The sequence below is a fragment of the Streptomyces sp. NPDC046821 genome (genome assembly GCF_040645335.1).
In the GTDB taxonomy this organism is placed as follows: Bacteria; Actinomycetota; Actinomycetes; order Streptomycetales; family Streptomycetaceae; genus Streptomyces.
This window is the reverse complement of sequence record NZ_JBEYYB010000005.1, coordinates 116,141-129,898: the sequence shown is the minus strand read 5'-3', so window position 1 is coordinate 129,898 and position 13,758 is coordinate 116,141. Positions and strand designations below refer to the sequence as shown.

Below are 13,758 nucleotides of genomic sequence, written 5' to 3'. Positions count from 1 at the left end.
GCCTCTCCTGGCAAACACCGAGGGCGCCCCCTGTGGAAGGGGGCGCCCTCGGCGTTTGTGTGCGGCTCCACGGACAGGTCCGTGGACGGCGCGTCAGCTCGGTTCAGCCGGTGAGGTACTGGTGGAGACCCGGCACGTGCAGGTTGCCGCCGAACTGACCGGCCTGAAGCACCTTCACGTTGGTGAAGTAGATCAGCGGGATGTTCAGCGGCGGCGGGTGCTCCGGGTCGAACGTGACAGGAATGAGCCCGAGCAGGTTGCCCGAGATCGACTCCGTGTACATGATCGTCTTCCCGCCGCGGATGGTCGACGTGGTGCCCTTGCCGGCCTGGACGTGGTACGTCTTGCCGTCCGGGCCCTCGACCAGCTGGTGCAGGTCGCCGATGTCGGTCCCGTTCGAGACGACGTACTTCAGGACCTTCTTGATCGTGCCGTTGGGCGTGCGCACGCTCACGACGCCCTGGTAGTCCGCGCCCTTGAGGGTCAGCGAACTGGCCTGCAGCCGCCACGAGTCGTTCGGGACCTGAGCCGGGGTGTGCTCGTTGTCCCCCTCGGCGTCCGTCGCGACCGGGCAGTTGTCGGGCACGGTCGAGGCGGGCGACGGGACCACGGGCGCCACCTTGTCGGTGGTGTCCTTGACCGCGTCCTTCGCCTTGTCGGCCGTGTCCTTGACCGTGTCCCCGGCCTTGTCCACCGTGTCCTTGACGGGCTTGGTGACCGAGTCGACGGTGCCCTTGACCGCGCCGCCCACGTCCGTGGACTTGGCTGCTGAAGCCGACGGCGAGGGAGTCGGGGTCGCCGTCTCCTTCGGCTCGGGGTTCGTCAGCTTGCGGAGCGCGTCGCCCACACCCAGCGGGTCGAGCGGGTTCTTGGTCGCGGAGGCCGACGGGGTCGGGGTCGGCGTCGCGGCCTTCGACGTGGGCTTGGTCGCGTCCGTGGAACTGCCGGAGGTGTCCGACGACTTGGCGGCGGAGGGCGACGGGGTGGCCTTCGGCTTCGCGCCGGAGTCCGCCTTGTCGCCCGATGCGTCCTTGGTCGCGGACGCGGAGGGCGACGGCGTCGGGGTGGGCGAGGCGGACTCGCTTCCCTTGCCGTCCTTCGCGTCCTCGGACGCCTTGACCGCGTCGGCGCACGCCTTGTAGTCGTCCGCCGAGAACTTGGTCGGGGTCGGGCCGTCCTTGGCCTGGGCGAGCGTGGGGGTCAGACCCATGCCCATCAGTACGGCCGTCGGCATGGCCGCGAGCGCGATGGCCTTGCCCGCGGGCATGTGGATCCTGGTGAACAGCGGCTTTCTGGGGGCTGCATGGCGCGGCCCGGTTCTCTCACGGAACTCTGCCGCAGAGTTCTCGTGGCGCGCCTCGTCAGCCGGCACGGTGCCTCCCGTTCGTCCCGTTGTTACCGTTCGGGCTCGTTCCTGACAGATCGTCCGACCCAGCACCAAAGGCATCGAAAGGCGCCGACTCGCTCTTCCGGGAGTCGGCGCCGTCCTCGGACTTCGCGCCGCCGGTCTCCTTCGGGGCCCGTGCGGGCCCCCAGGAGATGCCGAGAGCGCCGCCGAGCAGCGCCAGCAGGAAGCCGATGACGAAGCCACCGAAGTTGGAGACCACCAGCGAGACCAGGGCGAGCAGGATCGCCGCGACGCCCGCGAAGATGCGGGACATCGGCTGGAACCAGAGCGTCAGGCCGAGCACCACGAGCAGCACACCGATGATCAGCGAACCGGCACCGGCGGTCGTCGACATCCGGATGGTCATCGAGCCGAGCGTGAGGTTCGCGTACGGGAAGTACATGATCGGAATGCCGCCCAGCAGCGTCAGCAGACCACCCCAGAATGGGCGCTGACCGCGCCACCCTCGGAACGATCGGCGCGTCCGGCCGAGCCTGTCGCCCAGCCCTGCCTGCGCTTCGGCGCTCATGTCGTACAGCTCCTCGGGAATGGCGTTGTTCTGTGGTGATGGTGCGTGTCGGATACGGGCACGGGGACGTCCCGGTGTCTACCCGTTCGCCCCCGCGCCCGGCCGTTCAGCGCTGTGAATGCGTCAGACCCTGAGGCCTAGTAGCACTCGTGTGCGCCCTTCTGCACCTGCATGTGCAGGCCGGAGAGCTTGAAGGTGCCGGCCGTGGTCGCCCACGCACGCTGCTTGACATCCTCGAAGTGCACCGAGTCGGCCTGCTGCGAGAACGAGTCCGGGACGTACTTGTCGCCCTTGGCCGGACCCGGGCCCTTGGTGGTCGAGTTGATACCGACGCCGATGTCGATGTTGTTGAACGTGGCGTTGGTCTGCAGGTCGTCGGCGTCGATGTAGAGCTTCTTCGCCTCGACGCGGGGACCGCCCGCGGCACCGGCGCTGAGCTTCATCGACACGTCACCGAAGACCGGCACCGGCACGACGACCGACTGGCACAGGTTGGTGATCTTCGCCTCGTCGAGGCCGACGACGGCGACCGGGTGCGTACCCGTCTTACCGCTGTCGAGCGCCCCGTACTGGACGAATCCCGTACCGTCGAGCGAGTCGGCCGTCACCTTGAACGACTGACCCGAAACACTGAACGATGCCGCGAGCGCACCCTGCGAGAGGGCGACGCCTATCGCGGCAGTCGCCGCGACGCTCGGCACCATGACTACGGCGAACCGCTTCCATCTGGTTCCGCCACGAGCCACGGACTCCATGACTTTCCTCCTTCTCGGACGTACATCTCCGGCCCTGACTGCACCCCTTGGGGCCACGGCCGGGCAGGGATGGGAGAAGTGCTACGTCCTCGGGAAGGAGAGCGCCCGTATCGGGGGCGCGCAATTGGCACCCGAATCACCGGCGATCACCCCCGAGCGACAACCACTGGTCGCACCTGACAGTCACGCGCAACCTGCTGGACAGGCCCTGCCGGTCAGCAGAGACCCCCCTGTCCAAGGCCGACGGCACTGCTACCGGCCTGCTCGGTGGGGACCCTGGAACTCCCGCGACCCGATTGGCTGTCGGACTGCGGGAAGAGGACCGAGCGTCGCTGATCGTGGTGCATTCTCGGCCTGGACACAAGGGGCTTCGTTACTCGCTAGTAACGGACGGGTAACCGAACGACTGCCGGACGGCATCGCCCGGCAACGCAGGGTGCCGTCAGGCGAGTTACCAAAACAGGGGAAGAAGGGGCGTAACCGGACAGATGAAGAGCCCTGACTTACTCCAAGTAACAGCGGCCGCCTTTACCAAGTTTTGGTAAAGGGCGACCGCTGTGCATCCCTGGGGGCAGAATCTTCACGTGGGCACCACATGCCCCGGCGTTTAGCGACTGGTCAGAAACCGGTCAGAAGAGAACGCGGGCCAAAGCTGTACGGCCCGTAGTCACGCGCGGGTCCTCGGACCCCACGACCTCGAAGAGTTCGAGCAGCCGCACCCGCGCCGCGTTCCGGTCGTCGCCCGCCGTGCGCTTCACCGTGTCGATCAGCCGGCCGAACGAGTCCTCGACATGACCGCCCACCAGATCCAGGTCGGCGGCGGCGATTTGCGCCGCGACGTCGGTGGGCCGGTCGGCGGCGTCCCTGCGGACCTGCTGCGGGTCGAGGTCCTGGACGCGCTGGAGCAGCTCGGCCTGCGCGAGCCCCAGCTTGGCCTCGGTGTTGCCCGGGTCGTCGGACAGCACGTTCTTGTACGCCTGGACCGCGCCGGCCAGGTCGCCGGCGTCGAGGGCCTGCACGGCCGCTTCGAGGATCGCGTCGTAAGGGCCGGCCGGAGCCTCGGCCGGCGGTGCGGCGCCCTCGGCGTCCGGGTCGACCGTGATGCCGGTCAGGCCGAAGCGCTCCTCGGCGACCTGGATCAGCTGGTCGAGCGTGCCGCGGATCTGCTCGGCCGGCGCGACGCCCTGGAAGAGCGGCAGGGCCTGACCGGCCACCACCGCGAAGACCGCCGGGATCCCCTGGACCCCGAACTGCTGCATCAGCATCTGGTTGGCGTCGACGTCGATCTTGGCGAGGACGAAGCGGCCGTTGTATTCGGCGGCGAGGCCTTCGAGCAGCGGGCTCAGCTGCTTGCACGGCTCGCACCACTCGGCCCAGAAGTCGATGACGACGGGCACCTCGGCCGAGCGCTGCAGGACGTCCCGCTCGAAACCGGCTTCGTCTACGTCGATGACGAGGCTCGACGGGGGAACGGCCCCGCCACCGCCCTGCCGCGCGGACTCGGCCCGCTGCTGCTCCGCCTTCGCCTTGGCCTCCTGGGCCGCCTTCACCGCGGCGAGGTCGACGACTCCGCTCATGGACATGTTCCGTGGCTGCATGAGTACATCCTCCCCCTTCCGCGGTGCGCTGTGGGCCGGGACCACCTTCTGCGGCGTCCCGCCGGAATGCGGGCGCGGCGTCGCGACGGTCGCGGACTGTGTGTGCGGCCCCGTGGCGGGCCGCTTCTGTGGCCCTGGAGGGCTGTTGTCGTGACCCGGAGGCCGGTTCTTCCGGCCCGGAGGCCGGTTCTTCCGGCCCGGAGGCCGGTTCTTCCGGCCCGGAGGCCGGTTCTTCCGACCCGGAGGCCGGTTCTTCCGGCCCGGAGGCCGGTTTTATGGCCCGGAGGCCGGTTTTATGGCCCGGAGGCCGGTTTTATGGCCTGAAGAGGCCGGTGCGGCGCCGGGTCCCCACCCGGTGCCTTCGTGGTTGCCGCTGGAGCTTCACCACGCCGCCGAACTCACATCTCACACGAGTCAGCTTGCGATGAGCTTTCGCTACGGGTCGTAGCGTAACTCTCCGCGTGAACGCGTGGGGAGGGGGGTTCCCGCGATCTTGCCTGTGGTCTCCCTCACTGCGCTATCCCTACCGGCCGGTATCGTCGGGTTCATGCAGAGCCGCATCCCGCCGTCCCTCCCGAGAACGGGCCGCCCGCGCAGCGCGGCCGCCGACGCGGCGATCCTGGAGGCGACCCGCGCGGCCCTGGTGGATCTCGGCTGGTCCAAGCTCACGATGGGGGACGTGGCGTCCCGCGCCGGCGTCGCCAAGACGACGCTCTACCGGCGCTGGGCGAGCAAGAACGAGCTGGTCGTGGACGCGGTCGCGGTCCTCTTCGACGAGCTGGAACTCCCGGACAACGGCAGCCTGGCGGCGGACATCTCAGGGGTGGTCCTCCAGTTCGCGGCGCTCCTGAACCGCCCGGAGACGAAGACGGCCCTGATGGCGGTGGTCGCCGAGTCGACCCGCGACGAACCGCTGCGGGAGCGCATCCGTACGTCGATCGTGGCCCGCCAGAAGCGGCTCGTCCTGGAAGGCCGTGCCCGCGCCCACGCACGCGGCGAACTCCCCCTGGAATCCGACCCGGCCGCCGCCTCCGCCACCGCCGACCTCATCTTCGACGTGGTCGCGGGAGCGGTGGTGCACCGCACGCTGGTGAGCGCGGAACGGGTGGACGAGGAGTGGGTGGGCCGTTTCACGACGCTGCTGCTGGGCGGGCTGGGCGCGGCGTCGGGCGACTAGGAGCTCGGCCCGGTCGGTCTCGTTGTCGGCTGCGGGTGGGTGGGGCTCGTTCGCGCAGTTCCCCGCGCCCCTGAAGGGGCGCGGGGCTGTGACATCGTGCGGCTCCGCCGCGCGGGCGCGACCAGCCACGACGAGACCCGCACCCGACACCGCTACTACTTACTCCAGGCGCAACTCCCCAGCCCAGCCCGCTTGTCGGCGACCAGCCGTGCCGCCTCTTCCGCCGGCAGCACCCGCGTGTGCGCACCCCGGCAGACCACGGTCCGGTCACCGTGTCCCGCGAGGTCCATGAGGATCTGGTCCCAGTGGCGGTACTGCACCTCGTGCCCGGAGTCGGCGTACGTGCGGACGGTGACCTGGTCCGGGGAGAGCTGCTGCCGCCAGGTCGCGAGCGTGGCGGGCGGGACAGTGGTGTCCTTGTCGCCGCCGTACAGGTAGACGGGAGCCGTCAGCTTCGACAGGTCGGGCCCGGGGCGCTCGCAGTACAGCTTCTGCTCGTGGACCTGCGGCGCCGGATCGGCGTGCTGGCCGCGCTGGTTGTAGGTGCGGGCGCCGTCCTCGTACGCGGTGTCGACGAAGCCCGGAATGGACCGGACGGGGCTGTCGTCGGGGTAGGACCACCACTTGCGCGGGTCGGCGATGGAGTCCTTGACGGCCGCGGCGAGCGCGTCGTCGGACATCGCGCAGTAGGCGGCCTTCGCCCCGTAGGGCGGGGCCGCGGCGGCGAGGTGCAGGGCGGAGATCCGGCCCGGCGCGCGGGCGGCCAGCTCGGCGGCGTACGGGCCTCCGCCGGAGATCGCGACGATCCTGAACTTGTCGATGCCGAGGCGGTCGAGCACGTCGAGGGCGTCCTGCGCGAAGTCGGCCTTGCCGAGGGCGGGGTCGTACGCGGTGTCGCCGAAGCCGTTGCGCTCGACGGAGATCATCCGCAGTCCCAGGCCCTCGCGGGTGGTGCGGAAGAAGTCGGTCATGTGGACGGCCCGCACGCTGGTCCCCGTACCTCCTATGTAGAGGACGGGGATGCCGTCGTGCGGGCCGGAGTCGGTGTAGTGGGCGGTGCGTCCGGAGGACAGCCGCGCGGCGTGCACGTCCGGGCCGAGCGAGTCGAAGCTGTCCTGCACCTTCGGCTCGGGCGGCGGACTCGCGCTCACCGCCCCTGACCCGCCGAGGACCAGGCCGGCGAGCAGGGCGAGGGCGGCGCAGCCGATCGTGGTGGAGGTGCGGTCGAGTCCGGACAGACGCACGGGAACTCCCGGGGGCAGACGTCGATTGACGTGTCCGCGTCTACCCGAACGGACCGGGCCGACACCGCCCACGCGACGATCAGGCCCCGGCCCACCTCCCCGACCGGCTCCGGCCCGCCTCCCCGACCGACTCCGGCTACCGCCCGCGCCAGAACCCCGTGGGCCGGGGCGACACCACCCAAACGGCGATCAGACCCCGGCCCACCTCCCGGCCGACTGCGGCTACCGCCGCGTCAGAACCCCGGCGGCTCCGTATAAACCCCCCACTCGTCCCGCAGCACCCCGCAGATCTCGCCCAGTGTGGCCTCCGCGCGGACGGCGTCCAGCATGGGCGGGATCATGTTGCCGCCGTCGCGCGCGGCGGCGAGCATCGCGTCGAGGGCCGAGCGCACGCGTGCGTCGTCCCGCGCGGCCTTCCGTACACCCAGCTCCCGCACCTGCTCGCGCTCGACCTCATGGCTGACGCGCAGGATCTCCAGGTCCCCGGTGACGGAACCGTGGTGGGCGTTCACCCCGACGACCCGCTTGTCACCCTTCTCCAGCGCCTGCTGGTACCGGAACGCGGACTCGGCGATCTCGCCGGTGAACCAGCCGTCCTCGATGCCGCGCAGGATGCCCGAGGTCATGGGCCCGATGGGGTGCTGCCCGTCGGGGTGGGCGCGCAGGCCGCGCTCCTTGATCTGGTCGAAGATCTTCTCGGCCTCGGCCTCGATCCGGTCCGTGAGCTGCTCGACGAACCACGAACCGCCCAACGGGTCGGCGACGTTGGCGACGCCTGTCTCCTCCATGAGCACCTGCTGCGTGCGCAGCGCGATCTCGGCGGCCTGCTCGCTCGGCAGGGCGAGGGTCTCGTCGAGGGCGTTGGTGTGCAGGGAGTTGGTGCCGCCGAGCACGGCGGCGAGCGCCTCGACCGCCGTACGCACGACGTTGTTGTACGGCTGCTGCGCGGTCAGGGAGACACCGGCGGTCTGCGTGTGGAAGCGCAGCCACTGCGCCTTGTCGGTCTTCGCGCCGTACACGTCCCGCAGCCAGCGGGCCCAGATGCGGCGCGCGGCGCGGAACTTGGCGATCTCCTCGAAGAAGTCGACGTGGGCGTCGAAGAAGAAGGAGAGGCCGGGCGCGAAGACGTCGACGTCGAGCCCGCGCGAGAGCCCCAGCTCCACGTACCCGAAGCCGTCGGCGAGCGTGTACGCCAGCTCCTGCGCGGCCGTGGAGCCGGCCTCGCGGATGTGGTAGCCGGACACGGAGAGCGGCTTGTACGCGGGGATGCCGGCCGCGCAGTGCTCCATGAGGTCGCCGATGAGGCGCAGATGGGGCTCGGGCTGGAAGAGCCACTCCTTCTGCGCGATGTACTCCTTGAAGATGTCGGTCTGGAGCGTGCCGTTGAGGACGGCGGGGTCGACGCCCTGCCGTTCGGCGGCGACGAGGTACATGCAGAAGACGGGCACGGCGGGCCCGCTGATCGTCATCGACGTCGTGACGTCGCCGAGCGGGATGTCCTTGAACAGGACCTCCATGTCGGCGGCCGAGTCGATGGCGACACCGCAGTGCCCGACCTCGCCGAGCGAGCGCGGGTCGTCGGAGTCACGGCCCATGAGCGTCGGCATGTCGAACGCGACACTCAGGCCTCCCCCGCCGGCCGCGAGGATCATCTTGTACCGCTCGTTCGTCTGCTCGGCGTTCCCGAACCCGGCGAACTGGCGGATCGTCCACGTACGCCCCCGGTAGCCGGTCGCGTACAGCCCGCGCGTGAACGGATACTCGCCGGGCCACCCGATCCGCTCGAACCCGTCGTACGCGTCCCCGGGCCGTGGCCCGTAGACCGGCTCCACAAAATCCCCGGAGAGCGTCGAGAAGTCGGCGTCCCGCTTGCGTGCGGAGTCGTACCGGGCCTGCCAGCGACGGCGGCCCTCTTCGATGGCGTCAGCGTCCATGCTTCCCATGCCTTCAAATTTACTAGGACGTCCTAGTAAATGTCGACGGCAAACCGCCCGCGCATCGTGCGGGCGGTCGGATGGTGCTGTGCGTCAGGCCTTGGCGACGGCCGGGGAGCCGTCGGCGACCTTGGCCTGCAGCTCGCGGGAGATCTTCCGCTCGACGAAGAACGCGGCGGTCGGGATCGTGCCGGCGATCAGCACCCAGAGCTGCTTGCCGACCGGCCACTTCGCCTTGGAGCCCAGGTCGAAGGCGAAGACCAGGTACACGACGTAGAGCCAGCCGTGCGCGATACCGATGATCTTCGTGTAGTCCCCGGCGCCCTCGATCTTCAGGCCGTACTTCGCGAGGCAGGCGAGAGTCAGCAGGACCAGCAGTACGCCCGTCACGTAGGACATCACCCGGTACCGGGTCAGCACGCTTTGTTTCATGCAGTCGAGCGTAACCGCCCGATTTGCGCGATCTTCGAGCGGGTCAGTCCTCGTCGAAATCGTGCGCGGACACCCGCAGCGGCCGGAGCATCGCGAAGATTTCGGCGCATTCCTCGGCGTCGTAGACGCCCAGGCCGAAGTCCATGGCCATCAGGTCGCGGGTGGCCGATTCGACGACTTCTCGGCCCTTGTCGGTGATGGAGGCGAGGGTGCCTCGGCCGTCGTTCGGGTTGGGGCGTTTGTCGACCAGGCCGGAGCGTACGAGGCGGTCGACCGTGTTCGTGACCGAGGTCGGGTGGACCATCAGGCGCTCGCCGATCTTCGACATCGGGAGTTCGCCGGCCTTGGAGAAGGTCAGCAGCACCAGCGCCTCGTAGCGCGCGAACGTCAGCCCGTACGGCTTCACCACCGCGTCGACCTCGCCCAGCAGGATCTGGTGCGCGCGCATGATCGAGGTGATCGCGCCCATGGACGGGACGGACCCCCAGCGCTGCTTCCAGAGTTCGTCGGCGCGGGCGATGGGATCGAAGGAGAGGCTGAGCGGCTTCGGCACGCCCAAGACCTTACCGGCCGGTCATATGCTGGTCAGCCCCGTCTCGCCCCTCGGTACTGACCGCCCGCCGGGAACGCGAAAGCCCCGGCCCTCACGGGTCGGGGCTTCACCTACGGGACGGTCACGTCACTCGGCGGCGAGGAAACGCTCCACCGTCTCGACCTTCGAGGTCATGCCGTCGGTCACGCCCTGGCGGATGTCGGCCTTGAGCACGAGGGACACGCGGCCCGCCCGCGCCTCGACGGCGGCGACGGCGCGCTTCACGACGTCCATCACCTCGTCCCAGCTCTCGCCCTCGATGGTGGTGAACATCGCGTCGGTGCGGTTCGGCAGCCCGGACTCACGGACGACGCGCACGGCGTCGGCGACGTACTCGCCGACGTCCTCGCCGACACCGAGCGGGGACACGGAGAAGGCGACGATCATGCGTTCACGACCCCTTCCTGGCGGGCGCGGGACGCGATCACCGCGGACTCGGCCTCACGCTTCAGCTTGCGCTCCGCGAAGAAACCGCCGGTCGGCAGGACGGAGAGCACGAAGTAGATGATGCCGGTCTTGGCGTCCCACTTCGTACGGTTCCACGCGTCGAGCCAGAAGATCACGTAGAGGATGAACAGGACGCCGTGCACCATGCCCATCACCGGGACGGCGTCGAAGCTGGTGGTCCGCTTCAGCACCGAGCAGACGAGGAGCAGCAGGAAGGAGACGGCCTCCGGGGCGGAGACGAGGCGGAGTCGACGGAGTGCGGAGGCGGTCTTGATGTCCACGGGGGCACCTTCGGCAGAAGAGGTGAGGAGGAGGGCGACTGATCTTGTGAACGAGAGCACAAGCGCTGCCCATTGTCGCACCGGGGTTTTCCCGGAGGCCGCTCAGGGTTTGGTTCGGGCGAGTGATCCCGCCCACCCTCCGGCGGACCGTTCACTTTTCAGCCAAGTCGCGCGCCGGGGCGAATCGCGCTCTCCGGCCCTTCCGGCGGGGGCGCGGGGGCGGCGGCCCCGAGCGGGCGTACGCGCCCCTGCGAAGCGTGCGCCCCATCTCGGCCGGGGAGCACCGGCTGCGGCGAGCCCGCCACCCATCCCGTCATCACCTCCGGCCCCCGACCCGCGTGATCGTCGATCTACGTGCAACGACAGGCATCCGGCGCGGCCCCGCGAGGCGGAGATGAATCGTCGGCGCGAGAGGCAGAGCGGTCGGCGTGCGACAGTGCAGCGACCCTCGAAGGCGTCGTCCGTCGATCGGACAACCGGCCGGACGGCGCTACCGGCGAGCGACAAAGGCTGACAAAGGGCGCCCGAACGGCCGTCGAACGCACCGTGCCTTCCCAGTCAGCTCCGTCACCGCCGCCGCCACTCCGGACGGTGAGCGGTAATCTGCGGAGTGTGACGTCGAACGCGTGACCCCTTTACGTCAGCCGGAGTGGGACGCGTCACACCCCCCACTTTCGTTCGAAATTCAACTTCTTAGGTAGAATCACACTATGGAGACCGAGACGGCCACACGCTGGCTGACAGATGAGGAACAGTGCGCCTGGCGCACCCATGTAGAGGTCAACAGGATGCTGACCTATCAGCTGGAGAAGGATCTCCAGCCGTTCGGTCTGACGATGAACGACTACGACATCCTCGTGTATCTCTCCGAGTCCGACGACCACCGGATGCGGATGAGTGACCTCGCGACCGCGACCCTGCAGTCCAAGAGCCGGCTCTCCCACCAGATCACCCGCATGGAGAACGCCGGACTCGTCCGCCGCGAGAACTGCGTGTCCGACCGCCGTGGCCTGTTCACCGTGCTGACCGAGCACGGCATGGAGACCATGCGAAAGGTCGCCCCGCACCACGTGGCGTCCGTGCGACGGCACTTCGTGGACCTGATCTCCGCGGAGCAGCTCGACGCCCTGCACAAGGCCCTGAACCCGATCGCCGACCACCTGCGTGCGCAGCGCGGCAAGCCGTAGCTCACGGGAACGGGAGACCGCCGACTTCCCCCGTTCCCCGGCGACCTGACCCGACCCGTCAGGCCACCGGCAGTCTGAGTTCGAACAGCGCGCCGCCCCCGGGCGACGAGCGGACCGTCAGGGCGCCGCCGTGCCGTACGGCGACGTCCCTGGCGATGGCGAGTCCCAGACCCGCCCCGCCGTCGTCCCGGGCCCGCGCGTCGTCGAGCCGTACGAACCGCTCGAAGATCCGCTCCCGCTCGGCCTCCGGCACACCCGCGCCGTCGTCACCGACCTCGACGACCGCCCACGCCCCCTCGGCCCGTACGGTGACCTCGACCCGGGACCGGGCGTGCCGCTGCGCGTTGTCCAGCAAATTCCCGAGCACCCGCGCCAACTGGCCGCGCGAGCCCGCCACTTCGACCGACGTCACATGCGTCTCCACCTCGGCGGGGCCCGCCGGGCGCTGCGACAGCTCCTCCCGGGCGAGGGCGGCCAGGTCGATCCGCGTACCGGCCGGCCGCTCCCCCGCGTCGAGCCGGGCGAGCAGCAGCAGTCCGGCGGCGAGTTCCTGGAGCCGGACCGTGTCGGCCACCGCCCCGTCCACGTCGAGCAGTTCCGGGTGGGCCGCGCCCACCTCCAGCTGGGTGCGCAGCGACGCGATGGGGCTGCGCAGCTCGTGCGACGCGTCGGCGACGAACCGCCGCTGGCGCTCCACCGACGTCTCCAGGGCGGCGAGCGTCTCGTTCGTGGTCCGCGCGAGGCGCGCCACCTCGTCGTACGTGTCCGGCTCCGGCACCCGGCGCGCCAGGTCCTGGGACGCGGTGATCGCGGACATCTCGCTGCGGATGCCCTCGACGGGGCGCAGCGCCCTGCGGGTCACGAGCCAGGTCACTGCGGCGACGACGCCGAGCAGCACGGGGAAGCCGATGAGCATGACGGTGAGCGCGGTGCGGACGGCGCCCTGTTCGGCGGAGAGCGGGGCGCCCGCGTACACGGTGAGGTCGCCCTGCCGGGTGTTCTTCACGTCGAGGGCGGCGAACCGGTAGTTCTCGGTGCTGCCGTCCACGGTGGCCGAGCCCGCGCTCAGCCTGGCGTGGCCGGTGATCTGCCCGAACGCGTAATTGTCGTCGTTCCCGCCTCGGCGTCCGCCGTGCCGGTCACTGCCGCCGTCGTCGTCGCCGCTGTTGCTGTGAGCGACCGGCGGGGTCACAGGCTTGACGGCGGATTCGCCGGTCCCGCTGATCCGCTCAAGATCGTGGCTGGCCGCGAGGAGTCGGCCGTCGCTGTCGACGACCTGGACCGGGGTGTCCTCGCCGTCGGGGAGTTCGAGGGCGGCGGGTGCGGTGCCGGTCGCGATCGACACGGCGACCTGGCGGGCCGACGACTCGGCCTCGCTCGTCGCCTGTCCGGTGAGGTTGGCGCGCAGGGCGAGCAGCACGGCGGCGCCGGCGGCGAGCAGGGCCACGGCGACGACCAGGGTCGCGCCGAGGGTGGTCTTGGCCCGTACGGAACCGAAGAGCCGCCGTCTCATCGCGGCACCTCCAGGCGGTAGCCCGCGCCGCGCACGGTCCTGATCAGTTCGGCGCCCAGTTTCCTGCGCAGGGTGCTGACGTAGACCTCGACGATGTTCGGGTCGCCCTCGTACGCGAAGTCCCACACGTGCTCCAGGATGTCCGCCTTCGGGACGACCTCTCCGGCGCGTAGGACCAGGTGCTCCAGGACCGCGAACTCCTTTGCAGTGAGCGGCACTTCGGCCTCTCCGCGCAGGACGCGGCGGGCCGCGGTGTCGACCTTGAGCGGGCCTAGCGTGTGGACGGGCGAGCCGCCCGCGCTGCCGCCGCGCCGCCGCAGCAGCGCCTTCACGCGGGCGACGAGGACGACGTACGAGAACGGCTTGGTGAGGTAGTCGTCGGCGCCGGTGTCGAGGCCTTCCGCCTCGTCGTACTCGCCGTCCTTGGCGGTCAGCATGAGGATCGGTACGTCGTTCCCGGCGGCGCGGAGGGCGGCGCAGACGCGGTAGCCGTTCATGCCCGGCAGCATGATGTCGAGGACGACGAGGTCGTACGCGCCTTCGCCCGCCCGGTGCAGCCCTTCGAGGCCGTCGTGGACGACGTCGACGGCGTAGCCCTCGGCGGTCAGGCCCTTGGCCAGCGAGAGGGCCAGGCGTTTCTCGTCTTCCACGATGAGCAGGCGCATACGTGCAGGTTCTCAGA

Annotated in this window: 14 protein-coding genes; 2 read left to right on the top strand and 12 right to left on the bottom strand. The window is 70.0% G+C overall.

Annotated features, from left to right (window positions below; all coding sequences use genetic code 11):
• Positions 1 to 103 precede the first annotated feature (103 nt).
• From ABZ893_RS11560 to ABZ893_RS11545, 4 genes are all read right to left on the bottom strand, one after another.
• On the bottom strand, positions 104 to 1,267 hold the full coding sequence (locus tag ABZ893_RS11560; protein WP_361400568.1) for a hypothetical protein: 1,164 nt from the start codon (positions 1,265 to 1,267) through the stop codon (positions 104 to 106).
• A gap of 94 nt (positions 1,268 to 1,361) precedes the next feature.
• The gene (locus ABZ893_RS11555) at positions 1,362 to 1,916 is read right to left on the bottom strand and encodes a DUF6114 domain-containing protein (RefSeq protein ID WP_361400565.1); all 555 of its coding nucleotides are present in this window, start codon (positions 1,914 to 1,916) and stop codon (positions 1,362 to 1,364) included.
• A 137-nt stretch (positions 1,917 to 2,053) separates the two neighbouring features.
• Positions 2,054 to 2,671 carry a DUF6230 family protein gene (locus tag ABZ893_RS11550; RefSeq protein WP_361400562.1) on the bottom strand — a complete coding sequence of 206 codons (618 nt, stop codon included), beginning with the start codon at positions 2,669 to 2,671 and terminating at the stop codon, positions 2,054 to 2,056.
• Positions 2,672 to 3,300: 629 nt separating this feature from the next.
• Complete coding sequence (locus ABZ893_RS11545) at positions 3,301 to 4,269, bottom strand: tetratricopeptide repeat protein (RefSeq protein ID WP_361400559.1); 969 nt, start codon at positions 4,267 to 4,269, stop codon at positions 3,301 to 3,303.
• Between the two features lie 547 nt (positions 4,270 to 4,816).
• Here ABZ893_RS11545 and ABZ893_RS11540 point away from each other — a divergent pair.
• The gene (locus ABZ893_RS11540; protein WP_361400556.1) at positions 4,817 to 5,446 is read left to right on the top strand and encodes a TetR/AcrR family transcriptional regulator; all 630 of its coding nucleotides are present in this window, start codon (positions 4,817 to 4,819) and stop codon (positions 5,444 to 5,446) included.
• Between the two features lie 155 nt (positions 5,447 to 5,601).
• On the opposite strand, the gene ABZ893_RS11535 is transcribed toward ABZ893_RS11540, so the two are convergent.
• From ABZ893_RS11535 to ABZ893_RS11510, 6 genes are all read right to left on the bottom strand, one after another.
• Positions 5,602 to 6,690 (bottom strand): alpha/beta hydrolase, encoded by a 1,089-nt coding sequence (locus tag ABZ893_RS11535; RefSeq protein WP_361400553.1) that lies wholly within the window; start codon positions 6,688 to 6,690, stop codon positions 5,602 to 5,604.
• 233 nt (positions 6,691 to 6,923) lie between these two features.
• Positions 6,924 to 8,624, bottom strand: a complete 1,701-nt coding sequence (locus tag ABZ893_RS11530) for a methylmalonyl-CoA mutase family protein (protein WP_361401308.1) — start codon at positions 8,622 to 8,624, stop codon at positions 6,924 to 6,926.
• A 93-nt stretch (positions 8,625 to 8,717) separates the two neighbouring features.
• The gene (locus ABZ893_RS11525) at positions 8,718 to 9,056 is read right to left on the bottom strand and encodes a DUF3817 domain-containing protein (RefSeq protein ID WP_361400550.1); all 339 of its coding nucleotides are present in this window, start codon (positions 9,054 to 9,056) and stop codon (positions 8,718 to 8,720) included.
• A gap of 43 nt (positions 9,057 to 9,099) precedes the next feature.
• Positions 9,100 to 9,609, bottom strand: a complete 510-nt coding sequence (locus ABZ893_RS11520; RefSeq protein WP_361400547.1) for a MarR family transcriptional regulator — start codon at positions 9,607 to 9,609, stop codon at positions 9,100 to 9,102.
• 126 nt (positions 9,610 to 9,735) lie between these two features.
• Positions 9,736 to 10,035, bottom strand: coding sequence for an MTH1187 family thiamine-binding protein (locus tag ABZ893_RS11515; RefSeq protein ID WP_361400543.1), 300 nt, complete (start codon positions 10,033 to 10,035; stop codon positions 9,736 to 9,738).
• Positions 10,032 to 10,376 (bottom strand): DUF3817 domain-containing protein, encoded by a 345-nt coding sequence (locus ABZ893_RS11510; RefSeq protein ID WP_361400540.1) that lies wholly within the window; start codon positions 10,374 to 10,376, stop codon positions 10,032 to 10,034. The genes ABZ893_RS11515 and ABZ893_RS11510 overlap by 4 nt, the downstream gene beginning before the upstream one ends.
• A 710-nt stretch (positions 10,377 to 11,086) precedes the next feature.
• Between ABZ893_RS11510 and ABZ893_RS11505 the strand changes: the two genes are divergently transcribed.
• Positions 11,087 to 11,563 carry a MarR family transcriptional regulator gene (locus tag ABZ893_RS11505; protein ID WP_361400537.1) on the top strand — a complete coding sequence of 159 codons (477 nt, stop codon included), beginning with the start codon at positions 11,087 to 11,089 and terminating at the stop codon, positions 11,561 to 11,563.
• Positions 11,564 to 11,621: 58 nt separating this feature from the next.
• On the opposite strand, the gene ABZ893_RS11500 is transcribed toward ABZ893_RS11505, so the two are convergent.
• Together ABZ893_RS11500 and ABZ893_RS11495 are read right to left on the bottom strand one after the other, a co-directional pair.
• The gene (locus ABZ893_RS11500) at positions 11,622 to 13,076 is read right to left on the bottom strand and encodes a HAMP domain-containing sensor histidine kinase (RefSeq protein WP_361400534.1); all 1,455 of its coding nucleotides are present in this window, start codon (positions 13,074 to 13,076) and stop codon (positions 11,622 to 11,624) included.
• The gene (locus ABZ893_RS11495) at positions 13,073 to 13,741 is read right to left on the bottom strand and encodes a response regulator transcription factor (protein WP_361400531.1); all 669 of its coding nucleotides are present in this window, start codon (positions 13,739 to 13,741) and stop codon (positions 13,073 to 13,075) included. Before ABZ893_RS11495 ends, ABZ893_RS11500 begins: the two co-directional genes overlap by 4 nt.
• Positions 13,742 to 13,758 lie beyond the last annotated feature (17 nt).

Bases quoted from the DNA above. Each gene is read 5' to 3' on its own strand.
- ABZ893_RS11560 (WP_361400568.1), bottom strand. From the start codon at position 1,267: ATGCCCGCGGGCAAGGCCATCGCGCTCGCGGCCATGCCGACGGCCGTA.
- ABZ893_RS11555 (WP_361400565.1), bottom strand. From the start codon at position 1,916: ATGAGCGCCGAAGCGCAGGCAGGGCTGGGCGACAGGCTCGGCCGGACG.
- ABZ893_RS11550 (WP_361400562.1), bottom strand. From the start codon at position 2,671: ATGGAGTCCGTGGCTCGTGGCGGAACCAGATGGAAGCGGTTCGCCGTA.
- ABZ893_RS11545 (WP_361400559.1), bottom strand. From the start codon at position 4,269: ATGCAGCCACGGAACATGTCCATGAGCGGAGTCGTCGACCTCGCCGCG.
- ABZ893_RS11540 (WP_361400556.1), top strand. From the start codon at position 4,817: ATGCAGAGCCGCATCCCGCCGTCCCTCCCGAGAACGGGCCGCCCGCGC.
- ABZ893_RS11530 (WP_361401308.1), bottom strand. From the start codon at position 8,624: ATGGACGCTGACGCCATCGAAGAGGGCCGCCGTCGCTGGCAGGCCCGG.
- ABZ893_RS11525 (WP_361400550.1), bottom strand. From the start codon at position 9,056: ATGAAACAAAGCGTGCTGACCCGGTACCGGGTGATGTCCTACGTGACG.
- ABZ893_RS11515 (WP_361400543.1), bottom strand. From the start codon at position 10,035: ATGATCGTCGCCTTCTCCGTGTCCCCGCTCGGTGTCGGCGAGGACGTC.
- ABZ893_RS11505 (WP_361400537.1), top strand. From the start codon at position 11,087: ATGGAGACCGAGACGGCCACACGCTGGCTGACAGATGAGGAACAGTGC.
- ABZ893_RS11500 (WP_361400534.1), bottom strand. From the start codon at position 13,076: ATGAGACGGCGGCTCTTCGGTTCCGTACGGGCCAAGACCACCCTCGGC.
- ABZ893_RS11495 (WP_361400531.1), bottom strand. From the start codon at position 13,741: ATGCGCCTGCTCATCGTGGAAGACGAGAAACGCCTGGCCCTCTCGCTG.